The organism is Clostridium nitrophenolicum, from assembly GCF_055391695.1.
The window spans coordinates 4328570-4347612 of record NZ_AP042469.1; the positions used below are offsets into that span (position 1 = coordinate 4328570).

The 19043-nt window shown below is 31.6% G+C and carries 20 protein-coding genes and 1 pseudogene; 6 read left to right on the top strand and 15 right to left on the bottom strand.

The window, feature by feature from the left end:
- Positions 1 to 149 precede the first annotated feature (149 nt).
- The 3 genes from ACZ5N4_RS20485 to ACZ5N4_RS20495 are packed head-to-tail and all read left to right on the top strand — an operon-like array spanning position 150 to position 3806.
- Positions 150 to 1607, top strand: coding sequence for a spore germination protein (locus tag ACZ5N4_RS20485; RefSeq protein ID WP_464204345.1), 1458 nt, complete (start codon positions 150 to 152; stop codon positions 1605 to 1607).
- Entirely contained in the window at positions 1597 to 2685 is a 1089-nt protein-coding gene (locus tag ACZ5N4_RS20490; protein ID WP_464204346.1) for a GerAB/ArcD/ProY family transporter, read from the top strand. Before ACZ5N4_RS20485 ends, ACZ5N4_RS20490 begins: the two co-directional genes overlap by 11 nt.
- Positions 2682 to 3806, top strand: a complete 1125-nt coding sequence (locus ACZ5N4_RS20495) for a Ger(x)C family spore germination protein (RefSeq protein ID WP_464204347.1) — start codon at positions 2682 to 2684, stop codon at positions 3804 to 3806. The genes ACZ5N4_RS20490 and ACZ5N4_RS20495 overlap by 4 nt, the downstream gene beginning before the upstream one ends.
- 60 nt (positions 3807 to 3866) lie before the next feature.
- Here the strand turns inward: ACZ5N4_RS20495 and ACZ5N4_RS20500 are convergent, their stop codons facing one another.
- The 5 genes and pseudogenes from ACZ5N4_RS20500 to ACZ5N4_RS20520 form a co-directional block, all read right to left on the bottom strand.
- A complete protein-coding gene (locus ACZ5N4_RS20500) occupies positions 3867 to 4157 on the bottom strand; it encodes a hypothetical protein (protein ID WP_211144051.1) in 291 nt (96 codons plus the stop codon).
- Positions 4158 to 4336: 179 nt separating this feature from the next.
- The gene (locus ACZ5N4_RS20505; RefSeq protein ID WP_464204348.1) at positions 4337 to 4603 is read right to left on the bottom strand and encodes a hypothetical protein; all 267 of its coding nucleotides are present in this window, start codon (positions 4601 to 4603) and stop codon (positions 4337 to 4339) included.
- 13 nt (positions 4604 to 4616) lie between these two features.
- Positions 4617 to 4811 (bottom strand): annotated as a pseudogene (locus tag ACZ5N4_RS20510) (cytochrome b5 domain-containing protein); the annotation flags it as partial.
- Positions 4812 to 4908: 97 nt separating this feature from the next.
- On the bottom strand, positions 4909 to 5859 hold the full coding sequence (gene menA / locus ACZ5N4_RS20515) for a 1,4-dihydroxy-2-naphthoate polyprenyltransferase (protein WP_464204349.1): 951 nt from the start codon (positions 5857 to 5859) through the stop codon (positions 4909 to 4911).
- A 261-nt stretch (positions 5860 to 6120) separates the two neighbouring features.
- Positions 6121 to 6612, bottom strand: a complete 492-nt coding sequence (locus tag ACZ5N4_RS20520) for an FMN-binding protein (RefSeq protein ID WP_464204350.1) — start codon at positions 6610 to 6612, stop codon at positions 6121 to 6123.
- 340 nt (positions 6613 to 6952) lie between these two features.
- Here ACZ5N4_RS20520 and ACZ5N4_RS20525 point away from each other — a divergent pair, with 340 nt between their 5' ends.
- The 3 genes from ACZ5N4_RS20525 to ACZ5N4_RS20535 all read left to right on the top strand — a co-directional run bounded on the left by ACZ5N4_RS20525 (position 6953) and on the right by ACZ5N4_RS20535 (position 10525).
- Positions 6953 to 8881, top strand: coding sequence for an FAD-dependent oxidoreductase (locus tag ACZ5N4_RS20525; RefSeq protein ID WP_464204351.1), 1929 nt, complete (start codon positions 6953 to 6955; stop codon positions 8879 to 8881).
- Between the two features lie 34 nt (positions 8882 to 8915).
- Positions 8916 to 9881: a polyprenyl synthetase family protein gene (locus ACZ5N4_RS20530; protein ID WP_464204352.1), complete on the top strand. Its 966-nt coding sequence runs from the start codon at positions 8916 to 8918 to the stop codon at positions 9879 to 9881.
- A gap of 185 nt (positions 9882 to 10066) precedes the next feature.
- Complete coding sequence (locus ACZ5N4_RS20535) at positions 10067 to 10525, top strand: hydrogenase maturation protease (protein WP_464204353.1); 459 nt, start codon at positions 10067 to 10069, stop codon at positions 10523 to 10525.
- 363 nt (positions 10526 to 10888) lie between these two features.
- Here ACZ5N4_RS20535 and hisE read toward each other — a convergent pair whose 3' ends face one another.
- From hisE to ACZ5N4_RS20585, 10 genes are all read right to left on the bottom strand, one after another.
- Positions 10889 to 11224, bottom strand: coding sequence for a phosphoribosyl-ATP diphosphatase (gene hisE / locus ACZ5N4_RS20540; RefSeq protein WP_464204354.1), 336 nt, complete (start codon positions 11222 to 11224; stop codon positions 10889 to 10891).
- A gap of 16 nt (positions 11225 to 11240) precedes the next feature.
- Positions 11241 to 11588 (bottom strand): phosphoribosyl-AMP cyclohydrolase, encoded by a 348-nt coding sequence (gene hisI, locus ACZ5N4_RS20545; RefSeq protein WP_464204355.1) that lies wholly within the window; start codon positions 11586 to 11588, stop codon positions 11241 to 11243.
- 97 nt (positions 11589 to 11685) lie between these two features.
- Entirely contained in the window at positions 11686 to 12447 is a 762-nt protein-coding gene (gene hisF, locus ACZ5N4_RS20550; RefSeq protein ID WP_464204357.1) for an imidazole glycerol phosphate synthase subunit HisF, read from the bottom strand.
- Between the two features lie 107 nt (positions 12448 to 12554).
- Complete coding sequence (hisC, locus tag ACZ5N4_RS20555; RefSeq protein WP_464204358.1) at positions 12555 to 13625, bottom strand: histidinol-phosphate transaminase; 1071 nt, start codon at positions 13623 to 13625, stop codon at positions 12555 to 12557.
- 52 nt (positions 13626 to 13677) lie between these two features.
- Positions 13678 to 14391, bottom strand: coding sequence for a 1-(5-phosphoribosyl)-5-[(5-phosphoribosylamino)methylideneamino]imidazole-4-carboxamide isomerase (gene hisA / locus ACZ5N4_RS20560; protein WP_464204359.1), 714 nt, complete (start codon positions 14389 to 14391; stop codon positions 13678 to 13680).
- A complete protein-coding gene (gene hisH, locus ACZ5N4_RS20565; RefSeq protein WP_464204360.1) occupies positions 14388 to 15005 on the bottom strand; it encodes an imidazole glycerol phosphate synthase subunit HisH in 618 nt (205 codons plus the stop codon). The genes hisA and hisH overlap by 4 nt, the downstream gene beginning before the upstream one ends.
- A gap of 30 nt (positions 15006 to 15035) precedes the next feature.
- Positions 15036 to 15629, bottom strand: coding sequence for an imidazoleglycerol-phosphate dehydratase HisB (gene hisB, locus ACZ5N4_RS20570; RefSeq protein WP_464204361.1), 594 nt, complete (start codon positions 15627 to 15629; stop codon positions 15036 to 15038).
- Between the two features lie 74 nt (positions 15630 to 15703).
- Positions 15704 to 16996 carry a histidinol dehydrogenase gene (gene hisD / locus ACZ5N4_RS20575; protein WP_464211017.1) on the bottom strand — a complete coding sequence of 431 codons (1293 nt, stop codon included), beginning with the start codon at positions 16994 to 16996 and terminating at the stop codon, positions 15704 to 15706.
- Between the two features lie 59 nt (positions 16997 to 17055).
- A complete protein-coding gene (gene hisG / locus ACZ5N4_RS20580) occupies positions 17056 to 17724 on the bottom strand; it encodes an ATP phosphoribosyltransferase (protein ID WP_464204362.1) in 669 nt (222 codons plus the stop codon).
- 31 nt (positions 17725 to 17755) lie between these two features.
- Complete coding sequence (locus tag ACZ5N4_RS20585; RefSeq protein WP_464204363.1) at positions 17756 to 18928, bottom strand: ATP phosphoribosyltransferase regulatory subunit; 1173 nt, start codon at positions 18926 to 18928, stop codon at positions 17756 to 17758.
- Positions 18929 to 19043: the final 115 nt, after the last annotated feature.

A 19043-nucleotide genomic window follows, 5' to 3' on the forward strand; every position in this document is an offset into this window, starting at 1 on the left:
TCCTTGATATTTAACTTAATTTTATATAATCATTATATTCTCTTATATTTTAAGATTCTGTGATCTAAATCAAACTTTAATAATTTAGTGTATTTTGGGTATATCTATAATATATTAGCTTTGCAACTAAATATAGAGGTGTTAAATCTATGAGCAATAATACAATACCTTCATATAGTGATATCCTCAAGAACCTAAATGAAAGCTTTAGTGATTGTCCTGATATTATTATGAGAAAAGTATATTTAAAAGATGAGGTAGAAGGGTACTTTATATTTATAGAAGGATTAGTAAACTTTGATTTAGTACAGAGAGATTTTATATCTCATATACTCTCCATGTCATCTGAAGAGCTTTGTGATGAAAATAAAGTTAGAACTCTTCCTGTGTCCAATATTGGTTTTTATTATGACATCCCCTCTATAGTAGATAAAGTATTATATGGTGAATATGTATTTATCTTTAACGGAATGGGATTTGCTGTGTCCTGTATTTTAAGAGAATTTGAAAAAAGAGCTATCGAAGAGCCAGTTGTAGAAAAAAACATAAAGGGGTCTCATGAAGGTTTCGTTGAAACTCTTAATATTAATATTGCAATATTAAGAAGGAAAATAAAAAATAATAATCTTAAATTTAAATTGCTCCGTGTTGGAACTTCATCCAACCAAATGGTAGCTATTGCCTACATACACGGTATTGCTAACCAAGATATTTTAAATGATTTATATAACAAAATTAAAAATATTGATTTTGACGGAATGATTGGAACTGGGTATATAGAACAACTTATATCAAGTTCGCCAAACTCTCCATTTCCACAGTTTTTATCTACTGAAAGACCAGATAAGGTCATGGCTATGCTGCTTGAGGGTAGATTTGCTGTTATGATAGATGGTTCTCCTGTTTCCTCAATTGCTCCAGTTTCAATGTTTTCTTTCCTTCAAGCACCAGACGACTATAATTCCAGTTGGATATCTGGATCTTTCATAGGTTTATTAAGGGAATTGGCAATGCTGCTAGCATTATTTCTTCCAGGGATATATATAGCCATAACATCCTTTCACTACTATATGGTTCCTCTTAGGTTGTTGATTCCACTTGCAGAATCCAGAGAAAGGGTACCTTTTCCTCCATATATAGAAGCTTTAATTATGGAGCTTACAATAGAGCTCATAAGAGAAGCCTCAATAAGGCTTCCTTCATACATAGGATCAACTATAGGTGTTATCGGAGGCATTATTGTAGGGCAAGCAGCAGTTCAGGCAGGGTTAGTCAGCGTGTTAATGATTATAGTTGTGGCAATAACTGCTATAGCTTCCTACACCCCCCCAATATCTGATATGGGTTTTGCTATAAGATTTTTTAGATTTATAATTATGATTGCCTCTGCAACTTATGGGTTAATAGGAATGCTAATATGCTGGATACTGCTGCTTATTCATTTATTATCTCTAGAATCTTTAGGTCAGCCTTATTTTTCTCCTATTGTTCCATTTAAGTTTAAAGACTTAAAGGATGTATTTGTACGCCTTCCGCTTAAGTATATGAAAAAGAGACCTGACCAATCAAAGCCTATTGATAAGGAGAGAGGAAAAAATGATCAATAATAAAAAGCATAATATTACTTCGAAGCAACTTATGATATTTATTGTATCCTCTGAAATAGGTTTCGGACTCCTTTCTCTTCCTTCTACCTTAGCTGAAAAAGTTGGGCATGACGGCTGGATATCAGTTTTATTGACAGGAATCCTATGTATTATAGCTGTATATTTTATAATGCTTTTCTTAAGTAGATATTCGAATAAATCTATTTTTCAGATTAATATACTTTTATATGGCAAAATTTTAGGTACTTTTATAAACTTTGGGTTGTTTGCATATTTATCTTTTACTACTAGTGTTGTAGCTAGATCTGTTGCAGAATTTACTAAAGTAACATTATTAAGACTTACTCCAGACTTTGCTATTTCTGTTGTATTATTATTATCATCTATATATGTATGTTCTAAGGGGTTTAAAGTTCTAGCTAGACTATCTAGTTTAATATCTCTTTCTTATATTGTTGCTATAGTATTCTATTTGTCAATACTAAAACATGCAGATTTATCTTTTATACAACCTTTAGGACTTGCAGGAATTCCTTCGATTTTACAAGGAGTCCTTATTTCTAGTTTTTCCTATTTAGGCTTTGAGTTAGCTACAATTGTCTATCCTCATGTTACTGATAAAGATAAAGCTATTAAGTATGCTGTATATGCTAATATATTTACTACTCTCTTCTTTACATTAATAGTTTTTTTATTGACTATATTAGCTGGAGAAAAAAAGCTAGAGTTAAGTGCCTTCCCATTGCTTACCATAGCAACTTCTATTAGACTTCCTATATTTGAGAGAGCAGATATATTTTTCATAATTCTTTGGTTTCCTGTAATGGGAAGTGCTGTAAGAAGTTATTATTGCTCTTCATATCATTTTATAAGATTAATTTTTAAATTAGACAATGAAGTGCTTCCTATAATAGTATTTTCTATATTCATTTTAACATTAAGCAGTATACCAAAGGACTTAGTTCAATTAGGTCAGTTTGCTGAAATGGTAAATTACTTAGGTATTGGAGTTGTTGTTTACCTTATTATATCTTTTCTATTTTCTTTTGTTAATAAGAGAGGTGTAACGATGAAATGAAGAAGTATTTAATACTTTTCTCTATTATTATATCTATTCCTTTTCTGCTCACTGGTTGTTGGGATCAAAAAGTTTATGAACAAATAGGATTTATTTTACAAGTTGGCATAGAATCTTCTCCGGACAATAGATTGCTTGTATCCTACACCTCTCCAGTAACAGATCCCAATAAGAAAGAACAGGTGGAGTTGCTTTTCAGTGATGTAGAGATTGTTAGAGAACAAAGAGAAAAAGCTATACAAATGTCTGCTAAGTTATTACAAGGTGGAAAGGTACAACAGATGCTTATATCAGACTCTTTGGCTAAAAAAGGCATTATTAATCTTTTAGAAATATTAGAACGAGATCCTGCAAATCCTGCTATCGCATATGTAATCGTTAGCGAAAGTAGCCCCAAGGAATTATTTAATTATTCCCAAAAACTTGGAGACAAACCAAGGTCTGCATTTTATCTTCATCAGTTAGTTATTAATAATTTTGAAAACGCCTATTGCCCTAATACATCAATATTTGATTTTGCCCGCGCTTACTTCGCTCCCGGTATAGATCCTATAACCCCTATAGTTAAAATAGAAACAGAAATGGGAAAAGGCATACGAGTTGATGGCGCTGCACTATTTTCTGGCGATAAGCTAGTAGGAAAAATTAAACCTAAGCAAACCTCATTACTTTTAGCAATGCAAGGTAAAATGTCTAAAACAGAATATATTTTTACCACTGTAGGCCCTTCTAAAAATGATTCATCTGGGAAAACTGGAGCTGCAGTCATGCTTACTAAACCTAAGAAAAAAATAAATGTTAGTATTGAAAATGACATCCCTACAGTTAAAATATCTTTAGCCTTTAAAGGTGATTACGATGAGCGTGAATGGAATCACATAGACAAAAAAGAAATACAAAAAGAATATGAAGAACTAATGGCTAAGGAACTAAAATCAGAATGCATGAAATTATTAAAATATACACAAGAAGTAGGAAGTGATCCTCTAGGTATTGGAAACTTAGTTAGAGCTAAGCATAATTCCTTTTGGCAGAAACATAAGTGGGAAGAAGTATATAAAAATATTTCCTTCGATGTTGATGTTAGCTTAGAAATTGTCAGATACGGATTAATTAAATAAAATTATTTTCTTATTATAGGAGAATATAATAACAATATTCTCCTATAATAAGAACAGCTATTAATATGTAATCGCTATATTTGGAGTTATTCCTGCTAAATGAGCTTCATACTCACACTCATCATATAAATTTTCTGCATCACCATATCCATTAAGTATATTTTCGAAATACAGCATAATTACCTTTTTTATATATTCTGCATAGTGAAACTCTCTAGTTTCCTCTCCCTTTTGCAAACATTCAAAATATAAATTTTTAAATCTTTTTGCCATTTTGCCCATATCCTCAGGTTTATCATTATTAAAAGCTTTTTCAACTTCTTCTTTGGCTTTACTTAATCTATTTATCATTATTTGAACTCCTCCTAACTACCACAAAACAAACTTATTATTATTGTTTTTGCACCATCTTTAACCACCTATATTATGCCACATATTTCATAAAAATTATAGTATGTTTGGATGAAAAAAGGAGCGAAAATCGCTCCCTTCTTTCATTTCATAAATTATTAAAAAACTTTTGTTAGTATTTACTCTTCAACGTTCTCCTTATCACCTTCAATGCTGTGTAGAATTGCTACTTGGCTATCCAGCTGTTCTTTTTCAACTACAATTTCAGTCCATTCTCCCGCTAGGTTGCTGTTAAAGCTGCGAAGATGATCATAAAGATTGTCTGAATCCACGTGGCTATTTTTATCAACAATAATTGACAATCTTTTAATCCTCTTTATGTTATGAGCCTTGCAAAGAGCTTCTAAAGAATCTGATATTTTATTTAGTAATATAGTATCATGCATTATATATTCCCCCTTATTTTTTTATAGTTCCTATCTTGGGAAGGCTGTTTAAAATTCCTACATTCCCCATGTGACATCCAGAAAATTCACTAGTTAAATCTTTTCCTGAATATAATCCATAATGAGTTCCGCCTCCCCATGCAGGATTCACACTTACGTCATATACTATCCCATTTACTGCAACATAAGCTGGCTTCCCTCCTTCTCCATTATAATTAGCGATAATATTATAGCTATAAGTACAGCCCTTTCATTAAATTATATACACTAAAAAAACAAAATAGCACTAAGAATAGCTCCTAGTGCTAAGAATTAATTAAAGTTGCCATACCTATACATAAAACTATAGATATATTTATAAGAATAAAATTCTTCACAGACAATACAAAGGTTTCACTCTTAACAGGTTTTTCAGTGAAAGCTTTTATATTTTTACTTACTGGAATTATTGTAATTAATACCAACATAGCTATACTCGGAATTAACTTTATTGCAATCAGTATTATTATATCTATGTATCCGATAAAGTAGAAAATTTTAAAAAGCTGTAATGCCCTTTTTTTACTTATATAGTATGGCAATGTATATCTCTTATTTATTATATCTTTTTCCATATCACAAATGTTATTGGATAGCATTATGTTTGATATACCAGTCACAGCAGGTATAGAGCTTAAAAATATGTAAAATACTTCTATTATATTTACATTTAAAGTTAAAATATTGTTTTTATATACCAATCCTATAATATTTTGATCGTATATATGAATATAAATTGATAAAAATAAAATCACAAATCCCATAAAAAAACCTGAAAATAGTTCACCTAATGGCATACGTGAAATTGGAATTGGACCAAAAGTATAAAATATACCTATAAAGAATGAAACAGCCCCTATAAAAAGAACAATTATATTTGTATTTAAAGCTAATATAATTCCAAAAGTAACTGCGATGACTAACAAACTAAATATTACAACTAAGGCTGTGGATTCCTTAATACCGCCCTCTATAACTATGTTTTCAACTTTACAACTATCTAAATGGAATTTACTTGCTTTTTTATAGTCACAATAGTTATTTATAGCTGTTGTAACCATATCAAAAGCAATTAGCGATATAAACATTATTATAAAATTGTAAGGTTTAAAGCTTTTATAGTGATACAAGGAATAGGTTGCTCCTAGTGCAAAAGGAATTACACTAGCTATTTTAGTTCTAATTTCAACAAATTTTAAAAAGCTACTTAATGACATCTTCTAACCCTCCAGTTTTATTAAATGAAACTCCTTCTCCTTCCGTCGAATGAGTAAGCGATTCACTACAAATCAGCACTCTGTGTAAGCGATCATCTCAAAATCAGCACTCTGTGTAAGTGACTATCACCAAATCATAGATTTGGGATATCTACTTAAGATTTTGGATGCCTGCTTAAGATTTGAGTTCTCTGCTTAATAAAAGACCTTAGGTTTATCTAATACCTAAGGTCTTTTTAAGACTACTTATCTATTATTTCATTACTTTCCTATAGTAACTTTTACTACTGAAGTATCACCTTTTTTCGCATTTTCAACTAGCTGAGTAGAAAGCTTTTTAAAATTGTTTGTAGAAGTAGTTGCCCCAGTTACAGTATCTACTTTTGTTGGATCCTGTTTTGCTACTAGTGAGTCAGTCAACTCCTTAGTGTATTTAGCTGGGTTTGTTTTATTCTTTTCTTCCATTGCTTTGTTATAACCTGCATCTTGAGTTTTAAATTTTCCATCTTTATTAACATAGTCAAATTTAGCTGAAGTGATTTTTCCATCCTTTACTTCCATCTCTGCAAATGGCTTCCATCCTCTTTCATCGAAGTCTGAAGCTTCAGCCTTGTACTTTCCATCTTTAAAAGCTGCTTGAGTTGTTGAATTTGAATTAGCAGGTGCTGCTTCTTTCTTTTCACCGCACCCAGCTAGTAAGCCTGTACTTATAATTACTGATACTAATAAACCTAATAAAAACTTTTTTTTCATATTACACTCCCCCATAACAATATAATAAGTATTAAAACATTATCAGTATTTGTTGGATAATCTAATTATACTATATTCGAACAATATTGTATATATTTTACAAATATATAATAACCTAAATTTTAGTAATTAATTTAATTTTAATTATAAATAATGTGAAATTTATTCATTTAATTGATTAAATTTACTATTACTCTATATATTTAGTTAATTTATAACAAATAAATCCTTTTATACTATTCATAACTCATATGGACATATTATAAATTTAGATATAAAATGTTATTATGGATTAATTTACATCTTAACCAAATTATGTGGTATTACAAGGGGGGGGATTATGTTTAATGATGCGAAAATACTTATTTTAGGTGCTGGATATGGTGGTATAAGGGTAGCAAAAAAACTAGCTAAAAAATACAAAAAAAATCCTAATGTAAAAATTACACTAATTGATAAAAACCCATTCCACACTTTGATGACAGAACTTCACGAGGTTGCTGGTGGAAGAGTTCAACCGGAATCTGTACAAATTGAGTTAAGTAAAATATTCCATAGAACAAAGGTAAAGGTGGTCACTGATTATATTACTAAAGTAGATACTGATAAAAAAATTGTAACTACTACTTTTGGAGAATATAATTATGATTATCTGGTAATAGGCACTGGCTCTGAACCAGCCTTCTTTAACGTTCCAGGTGTAAAAGAAAATGGTTTTACACTTTGGTCCTTTGAAGATGCAATTCGTATAAGGGAGCATATACATTCAATGTTCTCAAATGCAGCAAAAGAAAGAGATGAAAACAAAAGAAAAGAATTTCTTACTTTTACAATAGCAGGTTCTGGCTTTACTGGAATCGAAATGGCTGGAGAACTTCTTGAATGGAAAAGTAAGCTATCAAAAGATTACAATGTAGATGAAAAAGAAGTTAGAATTTTAGTTGTGGAAGCCATGTCTACAATTTTGAATATGCTAGATCGTAAACAAGCAAACAAAGCTGAGAGATATATGTTTAAGCATAAAATAGATCTAATAAAAGATTCGCCTATTATTGAAGTGACGCCAAATTCTATAAAGCTTAAAAATGGAGATGAAATTTCAACTAAAACTCTTATTTGGACCTGTGGTATACAAGCCAATCAACAGTCCTCTGAATATGGTCTAGAAAAGGGAAGAGCGGGAAGACTAATTACAAATGAATATATGCAAGTAGTAGGAAAAGAAGATGTATTTGTAGTTGGAGATATTTCTTACTATGAGGAAGAACCGAGTAAAGGAAATCCTCAAATTGTTGAAGCAGCAATGCAAACTGGCGACACAATAGCGAATAATATATCCGCATTACTAGAATCTAAAAAATTAGCTAAATTTAAGCCAAAGTATCATGGTTTTATGGTTTCTATTGGCGGAAGATACTGTGTAGCAAACCTTTCGGGCTTTAAATTATCTGGCTTCTTTGCTATGGTTATGAAACACTTAGTTAACCTCCATTATCTATGGGGAGTAAATGGGATAAATGCTTGTTACCATTACTTAGTACATGAATTTTTCTCAATTGAAGATAAACGAAGTATAATGAGAGGTCATTTATCATCGAAAGGAAACCGACTATGGCTTGTACCTCTTAGATTATTTATAGGATCTCTTTGGGTATTAGAAGGATTAAAGAAATTTGTTGGCGAAGGTACCTGGGCTGAAAAAGGACTTCTATCTGTAATATCTGGACCTGGTCCTGATAGCTGGCTTAAATCTGGAAATATAAAACTTCCTTTTGAATGGTTAGTTTCTGCTGCTAACTCAGGAGCTTCAGAATATGTTAAAAGTGCTGATGCGGCTGCACAAGCTGCTTCCGCTCAACCAATACCTATATTAAGTCATATGCCAGGCTTTTATAAATTCTTGATGAATGTAATGATACCTAATCCTGATATTGCAATTTGGTTTCAAAGAATGGTTGTATTTACAGAAATATGCATTGGATTAGCTTTACTTGCAGGATTATTTACATTTTTAGCAAGTGCCGCCTCTGCCTTTTTAGTTGCTAACTTTGTACTTTCTGCTATGGCAGGATGGGATATACTATGGTACTTCTTCGGTGCTATTGCATTAATGTCTGGAGCTGGAAGAACCTTTGGTTTAGATTATTGGGTGATGCCATGGATAAGTGAGCAATTGAGTAAATGGCGGTTTGGAAAAAGAATACCTGTTTATAATCAGGAACTACAGGTTAAGGAATTTATATCTCATGAAGGAAGTATAAACTCGTAGTTAAAAATAATCACTAGATTTGAGGAATAATCTTATGGATAAAATGTGGAATAAATACGATGATGTAAGTAATGAACTAAAAGCCGTAGTTTCTCTAATGGAGAGTAACATTAAATGTAAAGATAAAAAAATAGAGAATTCTATAAAGGAATTAATTCGCTCTGGTGGAAAGTTACTAAGACCTGCTTTTGTTATAATATCTTCCCATTTTGGCAGCTATAATCCTAAGAAAGCAATACCTTTAGCAGCTGCCGTTGAAATGCTTCATATGGCAACTTTAGTTCATGATGATATTATTGATGATGCTAAACTTAGAAGGGGTCAGGAAACTATTCAATCAAAATATGGAAAAGACTACGCAGTGTATATAGGGGATTTCCTTTTCTGTGTCTGCTTTAAAATCTTGGCTTCTTCTACAACCCTAGAAAACATTAAAATAGACAGTAATTCTATGTCGAGAATTTGTTTAGGTGAAATAGATCAGTTTAACTCAAGATTTGATAATACTCTTTCAGTCAAGAATTACTTAAATAGGATTTCCGGTAAAACTGCTGAATTATTTTCACTGTCATTATATGCCGGTGCCGCAGAAAGTGGTTGTACTGATGCCCTTTGCAAAAGATTTTGGCATATAGGTCATAATATAGGCATGGCATTTCAAATAATCGATGACATATTAGACTATACAGGCTCTAATGATTCAATAAAAAAATCTGCCACAGTTGATATAAAGCAAGGAATATTTACTTTACCCTTTATCTATGCCGCTCGAAAAAATAAAAGTTCCTTTATTCCCTATCTAGAAAAACAAATTTTTTCAGATGAGGATGTGATGGATCTTATGCTTTTAGTAAACAAATATAACGGCATAGATAGTGCAAAACAACTTGCACATAAATATACTGAAAAAGCTTTTAAGCTAATTAATAAACTGCCAGAAAATCCATATAAAATAGTTTTAAATGAAGTTACTGAATATCTTCTTAAAAGAACTTATTAAAAATAACATAATTAAATGGCGCGGCTAATATATTAATATATTGGCCGCGCTTTCTTATATTTAAAATGAATAACATCAGGCTCACTAGCATATACTTAAATTCCTATTAACAACTTTAAAAAATTAGCATTTAATAGCTGTTCATATGCATATATTTTATTGAAACAAAGGATTGGGAGGTTGCTATGAACAAGAAGATTATTGCTATAGGCAATATAGTGATGTGTGATGATGGAATAGGTGTAAAAATTGCCGAGCTTTTACACTATGATTTTAAACTATTGGGATTTGAAACAATAATTGGTGAAACAAAGATAGAATATTGTATGGATAAAATAAAAAACGACGATTTTTTAGTAGTTCTAGATTCAAGCTATTACGATATTGAGCCTGGAACTGTTACTGTAACTCCGCTAGAACAAATCGATCCTGATACTTTACATTTTTCGCAAAACACATTGACTTTATTAGAGCTGGTAAAGTTGTATAATAAAAAAATTTCGGGCTTTCTTATATCTGTTGAGGCCTCCGAAATATATTTTAATCCTGACCTTAGTGAGGATTTGAAGGTAAGATTCCATGATATATGTAACCACTGTATAAATTATGTTACTATAATTAATAAACTAAACACTACATCTTAAAGCTATAATTTTTTCGCCATTGCTTGGAAATTCAAGAATTTTGCGACGCATTTTTTTATAGAAAAACTAACTAGAAAGTTAGCTTATACAGAGGGATATGTTTCCAAAGCTGAAGATAGATTTAAAAATTTTGTGTTAGTCTTAGTGAAGGGTTTTAAGAGAACCTTAGAACTTTAGAGTTGTTTGAGCGTAGCGAGTTCTCGAAAGTTCTTAGGTTATCTTGAAGCACAAGCTTTAGACTGACTAAAAATTTTTAACGTACTGAAGCTTGGAAACACATACCGGCGTATAAGTTAACTTTCAGCCTAATTCTCTATATAGGGTCTTATGTCGCAAAATTTTTATTTCACGAAATGCAAGTTTTTAATGAATTCCCTCTACTGATTTTCTCTCTGGTTTTTTGTTGCATATTTTTTGCCTTCTCTTCTCAAGTTCTTTTACTATATCATCAATAGTAATATCCTGATATGCCATTAATACTAGCAGATGGTAAATTAAGTCACAGGTTTCATATACGACTTCGTCTTTGTCATTATTTTTGCTTCCTATTATAACCTCAGCACTTTCTTCGCCAATTTTCTTTAGTATTTTATCTATGCCCTCACTAAAAAGATAACTTGTGTAAGAACCTTCTATAGGGTCTTTTTTTCTTTCTTGTATTACCTCATAAAGTTGTTCTACAATATTTTTTAATTCCATTAATAAAACCCCCTATTTATATAATATTTCTATAAAAACAGCTTTTACTTCCAGTATGGCAAGCTGCTCCTATTTGATCAACTTTTACAAGCAAAGTATCTCCGTCACAATCTACACTAATATTTTTTACATATTGTAAATGTCCAGAGGTTGCTCCTTTATTCCAAAATTCCTGTCTCGATCTACTCCAGAACCAAGTTGTTCCTGTCTCTATAGTTTTCTTTAAAGCTTCTTCGTTCATATATGCAAGCATTAACACTTCTCCACTTTTGAAATCTTGGATAATTGCCGGAATTAAACCTTTAGCAAAATCTATTTCTTTTAATATTTCTATTTTTACATTATTTAATTCTACATTCTCCATATTTATTACCTTTCTACATTCATCACCTATATAATGTTCTAACTGCTATAATTAAGAGTTAATTACTACTATTAGCTGAATTCATTAATAAAATACTTTATAATCTTACCTCAACTGATTTTTCTTTAAGATAATTTTTAACTTGTGATATGCTCAATTCTCTATAATGAAAAAGTGAAGCTGCTAACGCTGCATCTGCTCCAGTTTCTTTAAACACATCATAGAAGTGCTCTAATTTTCCACAACCACCTGAGGCAATGACTGGAATATTGCAAGCCTCTACCACTGCCTTTGTAAATTCTATGTCGTATCCATTCTTTGTTCCATCTGCATCCATACTTGTTAAAAGTATTTCTCCAGCACCTAAGCCTTCAACCTTTTTTACCCACTCTAAAGCATTAAGTCCTGTATCTATTCTCCCACCGTTTATAACCACATTCCAACCAGAACCATCTTCTCTTTTCCTTCCGTCTATGGCAACCACTACGCATTGACTTCCAAATCTTTCAGCTGCTCTTTTAACAAGCTCTGGGTCTCTAATAGCTGCTGAATTTACCGATATTTTATCTGCACCAGCTCTTAATATTTCCTTGAAATCCTCTAAAGTTCTTATGCCTCCTCCAACAGTAAGAGGAATAAAAACTTTCTCTGCAGTTCGCTTAACTACATCAATCATTGTGTTTCTTCCTTCATGAGTAGCAGTTATATCTAGAAAAACTATTTCATCTGCTCCTTCATGATTATAAAAATCTGCTATTTCAACGGGATCACCAACATCCCTTAAATTAACAAAATTTACTCCTTTAACAACTCTTCCCATATTAACATCAAGGCAAGGTATTATTCTTTTTGTAAGCAAACTCCACACCTCTTTCTACACTTTATACTTAAGTAACCTTCCTAGCAACAGAATCCTATGATTAGATCCTTCGTTGAAACTATCTTTAACTAAAAAAATTGAGTCATCTAGCCTTTAGATTCATCTATAATTTCTTTGACTTTTTCTATAAAGAAATTCATCTCTTCATCTGATCCTATACTAATTCTTAAATAATTATTTATTCTATCTTTATTAAAAAACCTTACTAATACACCTTTTTCTCTTAGTTTAGTAAAAAGTTCTTTTGCAGTGCATGTAGAATGAGATATAAAAATAAAATTAGCTTTTGAAGGCACAACATTAAAACCAAGTACCATTAATTTTTCAATAACTTTTTCTCTTGTATTTATTATTTTTGATACACATTCTTTAAAATATTCTTCATCTTTTATTGCTTCTACTGCAGCTATAGCAGCGACTCTGTCTATTGTATAAGAATTAAAAGAATGTTTTATTCTATTTAGTCCATCTATAAGCTCCTCTTGACCAAGGGCAAATCCTAAGCGAATTCCTGCTAAAGAACGAGATTTAGATAAAGTTTGTATTACCAAAAGATTTGAGTAATCCTTTATAAGGCTCACTACTGAAGTTCCTCCAAAATCTATGTAGGCTTCATCAATTATAACTACTTTATTAGAGTTATAATCTAAAATCTTTTTTATTGATGCTATATCCAAACATTTCGCTGTTGGTGCATTAGGATTAGGAATTACAATTCCACCATTTTCAGTCATAAATTCATCAACAGGTATAGAAAAGTCCTCTTCTAATTTTGCAAGCTTATAATTTATATTGTATAAATCCGCATAAACTGGATAAAAACTATAGCTTATATCAGGAAAAATTATAGTTTCGTTTCTATTAAAAAATGCTAGAAATGATAAAGCTAACACTTCATCTGAACCATTACCTATAAAAACCTGATTTCTATCTAAGTTATAGTACTTTGCAATAGTCTCACTTAATTCATCACAATTAGGATCTGGATAGAGTCTTAAATCTGCATTTACTGCATTCCCTATTGCTTCTAAAACCTTTGGTGATGGCGGATATGGATTCTCATTGGTATTTAATTTTACATACTTTTTATCCTTTGGCTGTTCACCGCAAACATAAGGTTCTATGCTTTTGGTGATTTCACTCCAATACTTACTCATTATTAACACACACCTTCTACTATGGTCTTTTTCACCAACTTAATTTAAATAATTATCTACATTCCTCTATAGCTTCTTTTAAATCTATGTTTCCACAATATATTGCTTTACCTGTAATAGCTCCATAAATGCCCATTTTATTTATAGTTTTTAAATCATTAATGTCCTTAATTCCGCCTGAAGCTATTATATTACAGCTTACACTGTTTTGAATTTTCCCAAGTTGTTCTAAGTTAGGCCCTTGAAGAGTACCATCCTTGCTTATGTCCGTAAAGATAATAGTTTTAACTCCTATTTTCTCCATTTCCTTAGCAAAATCTATATAATCTACGCTGCTTACATTAAGCCATCCGTTTACTGCAACCTTTTCATTTTTTGCATCTATTCCTACTGCTATTTTTTCTCCATACTTTTTTACTGCTTCCATTACAAACTGTGGATTTTTTAAAGCGGCTGTTCCAAGTATTACTCTTGATACTCCTGCTTCAATAAGCATATCTATAGTTTCTATATCTCTAATACCGCCACCAAGCTCTACTGGAATTCCTACTGTTTTAACTACTTCAGATATAACCTTTAGATTTTTAATCTCTTCATTAAGTGCACCATCTAAATCAACCATGTGGATATATTCTGCTCCACTTTCTTTAAAGCTCATAGCAACCTTTAAGGGATCCTCTCCCACTACTTCTGATTCTTCAAATTTTCCTTGATACAATCTAACACATTTGCCATCTCTTAAATCTATAGCTGGAAATACTATCACTTTATCAACTCCCAAAAATTTTTTAACATTTGCATTCCAGGTTCTCCACTTTTTTCGGGATGAAATTGAAGTCCAAATACATTACCCTTGCTAACTACTGCTGGAGTATCAATACCATAAAAGCTGTGTGCATTAAGTACTCCTTCTTCCTCAATTTGTGCATAAAAAGAATGTACAAAATATACGTAGCTACCTTCTTCAACATCTTTTAATACTTCGCATGACTTATCTATAATAAGATCATTCCAACCCATGTGCGGTATTTTTAAATTAACTTCGAATTTTTTAATTTTTCCTTTTAGAAATCCAAGTCCTTCTGTTACTCTTACTTCATCGCTTTCTTCAAATAAAAGCTGCATTCCGAGGCATATTCCCATAATAGGAGTTCCGTTTTTAACAGCTTCCTTTAATACTTTATCAAGACCTAACTTTTTTATATTTTCCATAGCATCTGGAAAAGCTCCTACGCCAGGTAGTAGTATTCCACTGCTGTTTATTATTTCTTCCGCATTTTCTGTTATTTTAGCTTTAGCTCCTATAAACTCAAAAGCTTTTTCAACACTTCTCAAATTTCCCATTCCATAATCTACTATAGCTATCTTTTTTTCTTTCAACTTTATCCCTCATTTCCTACATGGTTCAAATTATATACTTCCCTTTGTAGACATAACCCCTTTAATTTTTTCATCCTTAGTAATTGCTTCTCTTAAAGCTCTTCCAAGTGCCTTAAAGAGACCTTCTATCATATGATGAGCATTTTTTCCATAAAGCACTTTTGCATGAAGAGTTATCCCTGCATTAAAAGCTAGTGCTCTAAAAAACTCTTCTACCATTTCCGTATCCATCTCTCCAACCTTTTGTGAATTAAATTCACCTTCAAAAACTAAATAAGATCTCCCACTTATATCCATAGATATCATGCATAAAGCTTCATCCATAGGAACAAAAGCAGTACCATATCTTTTTATTCCAGCCTTGTCTCCAAGAGCTTTTTCTATACATTTGCCAAGGGTAATCCCTACATCCTCTATTGTGTGATGGCAATCTATATAAAGATCGCCTTTTGCCTTTACATCTAAATCCAAAATACCATGCTTAGCAAAAAGGGTAAGCATATGATCAAAAAACCCTACTCCTGTTTCTACGCTGTAATTTCCTTCTCCATCTAAATTGATCTCAATACTAATATCTGTCTCCTTAGTAGTTCTAGTAAGTTCTGCTCTTCTTATACCTTCCATATCCACCTCTCCACTCTTATCAAATTATGCCCTCCTATAGGGAAGTTAACTGTCGGTCTTTGAGCCCTATACTCCTACTTCATTCGCACTGCTATTGAATTAGCATGAGCTGTAAGCCCCTCTGTATCTGCAAGCTTAATTATCTTATCCCCAACATCAAATAATGCTTCTTTGGAGTAATACATAAAACTTGATTTTTTCACAAAATCATCTACTGAAAGTGGTGAAAAAAATCTTGCTGTTCCACTGGTTGGCAACACATGATTAGGTCCTGCTATATAGTCCCCTAATGGTTCTGGTGAATAAGATCCTAAAAATATAGATCCCGCATTTTTAATTTCTCCCAAAACTAAAAATGGATTTTCAACACAAACTTCTAAGTGCTCTGGTGCAATTTCGTTTGACATATCGATTGCTTCTTTTAAATTATCTACTATTATAATTACCCCATAATTTTTTAGAGAATCTAGAATAATATCTTTTCTGCTTAAAATTTCTACTTGTAGTGATAATTCCTTTTTTACTTTTTCAGCCAATTCTAAAGATGTAGTAACTAGTATTGATGACGCTAATCTATCATGTTCTGCCTGTGACATTAAGTCTGCTGTTATATACTCTGCATTTCCACTTTCATCTGCTATAATTAGAATTTCGCTAGGACCTGCTATCATATCTATGTCTACGTATCCATAAACACTCTTTTTTGCCATTGCCACATAAATATTTCCTGGCCCAACTATTTTATCTACTTTATCAATAGTTTCTGTTCCAAAAGCAAGAGCGCCTACTGCTTGTGCTCCTCCTATCTTGTAAATCTTATTGACTCCAGCTACATCTGCTGCTACAAGAATGTTAGGATTAATGCTTCCATCCTTTAATGGAGGAGTTACCATAACTATATTTTTAACACCTGCTACCTTAGCTGGAATAGCATTCATCAGTACCGATGATGGATAAGATGCCGTACCACCTGGCACATAAATCCCTACGTTTTCTAAAGGTCTGATATTCTGTCCAAGCATAACTCCTTTTTCTTTAGTAATCATCCAGGAATTTCTCTTTTGTTTTTCATGGAAAAATTCTATATTTTGAGCAGCTAATTTAATAGCATCTAAAAATTCCTTATCTACCATTTCATAAGCCTGCTTAATTTCTTCTTTGCTTATTAAAATGTTATTTTTATTTACATTCTCACTATCAAACTTATTTGTGTATTTTATTAAAGCTTTATCTCCATTTTCTTTTATGTCACCTAATATATCTTTAACTGTATTTGTTACATCTTGTTGTACACTTTCTTCTCTATCCTTAAGCTTACCCAAATATCTTTTACCTTCTTCAGTGTTTCCGTATACCACATTTATAATATCCATAATTTATCCTCCAATTACAACGATAGTTTGTCATTCTTTTCCCTTAGAAATTTCTATGCATTACTTGCTAATAAAACATCTCTTAAACTTACTTCTCTATGAACTTTTTCAATTATTTCCTCTATCTCATCCTTTTTCATCTTCATACTAGCCATATTTACTACCATTCTTGCACTTATGCTGCATATATCTTCATAAATCACAAGACCATTTTCCTTTAGAGTACTTCCGGTTTCCACAATGTCCACTATGGCATCTGATAAACCTAATATAGGAGTAAGTTCTACAGACCCTTCTATTTTTATAATTTCAACATCCTGTCCTATTTTTCTAAAATATTCTCTTGCAACATTAGGATATTTTGTTGCTATTTTTTTTCTGTTATATCCTTCATAAAAATTTGAATTTTTAGGACCTGCAACTGCAAATCTGCAACAGCCAAACTTCAGGTCTAAAACCTCATAAAAATTCTTATTCTGCTCTAATAAAGTGTCTTTTCCAACAATACCTATATCTACTACTCCATGCTCAACGTAAGTTAGCACATCTGGCGCTTTTACAAGTACAAAATCTATATTATAATATTCATCATGAAATATAAGCTTTCTTCCTTTATTTTTAAGTTGACTACAGTCAATTCCTGCTGATTCAAATATATCTATAGCACCTTCTTCAATTCTTCCTTTAGTAATGGCTATTCTAACTGTCTTCTTATTCTTCATATTAAAACTCCTCATCCTGATTAAAATAAATTCACACTATTATGATCCTATTTATTCCTTTTCCTTTTGCATACTCCATAGCCTCTTCCTTAGACTCTAAAAGACTGAGTTCAGCAACTATATTTTTCTCTCTTAACTCCTCAGCTTTTTTATAAGCCTCTTTAAATGATTCATCTTTATAGTAAATTAATACTTTTTCCCTAGTTTCCCCCTGATTTGTATTTTCAAGAGCTCTAATTATACTGTCCACATCTAATGCAAAACCTGTAGCTGGCTGATCCTCACCAAATTGGCAAATTAAGTTGTCATATCTTCCTCCGCTTAGTATGTTTCCGCCTACTCCATGGGTATATCCTCTAAAAATTATTCCAGTGTAATAATCTAAATGCTGCACCATTCCCAAATCCACTGATAAGTAATCTTTAAATCCTGCACTTTTAATTATGTTGTAAACTTTTCTTATGCTCTCAATAGATTTAAGTACCTTAGGATTATCTGTTAGCTCTTCTGCTTTGTCCAAAATCGTAATATCTCCAAATAATCTTGGTAGTTCCTTAAGCATACGTAGTGTAATCTTATTTATTACATCTTTTTTATCTTCTAAAAGCTCCGACAGAGCTGTGAAATTTTTATTCTCTATATATTTTCTTAATCTTTCTTTATCTTCATCACTTATATTTATTTCTTCAATTACTGCTTTAAAAAATTCAGCTTGCCCTAATTCTATTTTAAAATCCTTAAGTCCACATTTAATCAATGCTGTAATTCCCATTATTATAGCCTCAGCATCTGCTTTAAGACTTTTAATCCCTATTATCTCAATACCGGATTGAGTAATCTCACTATTTTTGCCGTTTAAACTTTCATTAACTCTATATATATTTGATGTATAGCATAATTTTAATGGATGAGGTGCCTCTCTTAATTTAGTAGCTGCAATTCTTGCTATTGGTGTAGTCATATCTGGCCTTAACACTAATATTCTCCCTTGATTATCAAATAGCTTATACATTTTTTCTTGAGGCAATGTAGCATTTTCACCATTAAATACATCATAGAACTCAAGGGTTGGTGACACTACTTCTAAGAATCCACTATTTATATAGGTTTTTCTTAATATATTTTCAAGCTCTATTTTTTTTGTACACTCTTCAAATAAAGTATCCTTTGTCCCATCCGGTATATATCTTTTCCACTTAATCATTACATTCACTTCCCTGTTTTATTACGTTACAAATTCACCATAGTAAAGTACTAATTCGTCATAGTAATATACTACCAGTTTATTTCTATAATTTCAATAGGATATCTAAAATATT

Coding starts and splice junctions, on each gene's coding strand:
- ACZ5N4_RS20485 (WP_464204345.1), top strand. CDS start 150: ATGAGCAATAATACAATACCTTCATATAGTGATATCCTCAAGAACCTA.
- ACZ5N4_RS20495 (WP_464204347.1), top strand. CDS start 2,682: ATGAAGAAGTATTTAATACTTTTCTCTATTATTATATCTATTCCTTTT.
- hisC (WP_464204358.1), bottom strand. CDS start 13,625: ATGAGTAAGTATTGGAGTGAAATCACCAAAAGCATAGAACCTTATGTT.
- ACZ5N4_RS20525 (WP_464204351.1), top strand. CDS start 6,953: ATGTTTAATGATGCGAAAATACTTATTTTAGGTGCTGGATATGGTGGT.
- ACZ5N4_RS20490 (WP_464204346.1), top strand. CDS start 1,597: ATGATCAATAATAAAAAGCATAATATTACTTCGAAGCAACTTATGATA.
- ACZ5N4_RS20585 (WP_464204363.1), bottom strand. CDS start 18,928: ATGATTAAGTGGAAAAGATATATACCGGATGGGACAAAGGATACTTTA.
- ACZ5N4_RS20535 (WP_464204353.1), top strand. CDS start 10,067: ATGAACAAGAAGATTATTGCTATAGGCAATATAGTGATGTGTGATGAT.
- ACZ5N4_RS20530 (WP_464204352.1), top strand. CDS start 8,916: ATGGATAAAATGTGGAATAAATACGATGATGTAAGTAATGAACTAAAA.
- hisG (WP_464204362.1), bottom strand. CDS start 17,724: ATGAAGAATAAGAAGACAGTTAGAATAGCCATTACTAAAGGAAGAATT.
- ACZ5N4_RS20500 (WP_211144051.1), bottom strand. CDS start 4,157: ATGATAAATAGATTAAGTAAAGCCAAAGAAGAAGTTGAAAAAGCTTTT.
- hisE (WP_464204354.1), bottom strand. CDS start 11,224: ATGGAATTAAAAAATATTGTAGAACAACTTTATGAGGTAATACAAGAA.
- hisI (WP_464204355.1), bottom strand. CDS start 11,588: ATGGAGAATGTAGAATTAAATAATGTAAAAATAGAAATATTAAAAGAA.
- hisB (WP_464204361.1), bottom strand. CDS start 15,629: ATGGAAGGTATAAGAAGAGCAGAACTTACTAGAACTACTAAGGAGACA.
- ACZ5N4_RS20505 (WP_464204348.1), bottom strand. CDS start 4,603: ATGCATGATACTATATTACTAAATAAAATATCAGATTCTTTAGAAGCT.
- ACZ5N4_RS20520 (WP_464204350.1), bottom strand. CDS start 6,612: ATGAAAAAAAAGTTTTTATTAGGTTTATTAGTATCAGTAATTATAAGT.
- menA (WP_464204349.1), bottom strand. CDS start 5,859: ATGTCATTAAGTAGCTTTTTAAAATTTGTTGAAATTAGAACTAAAATA.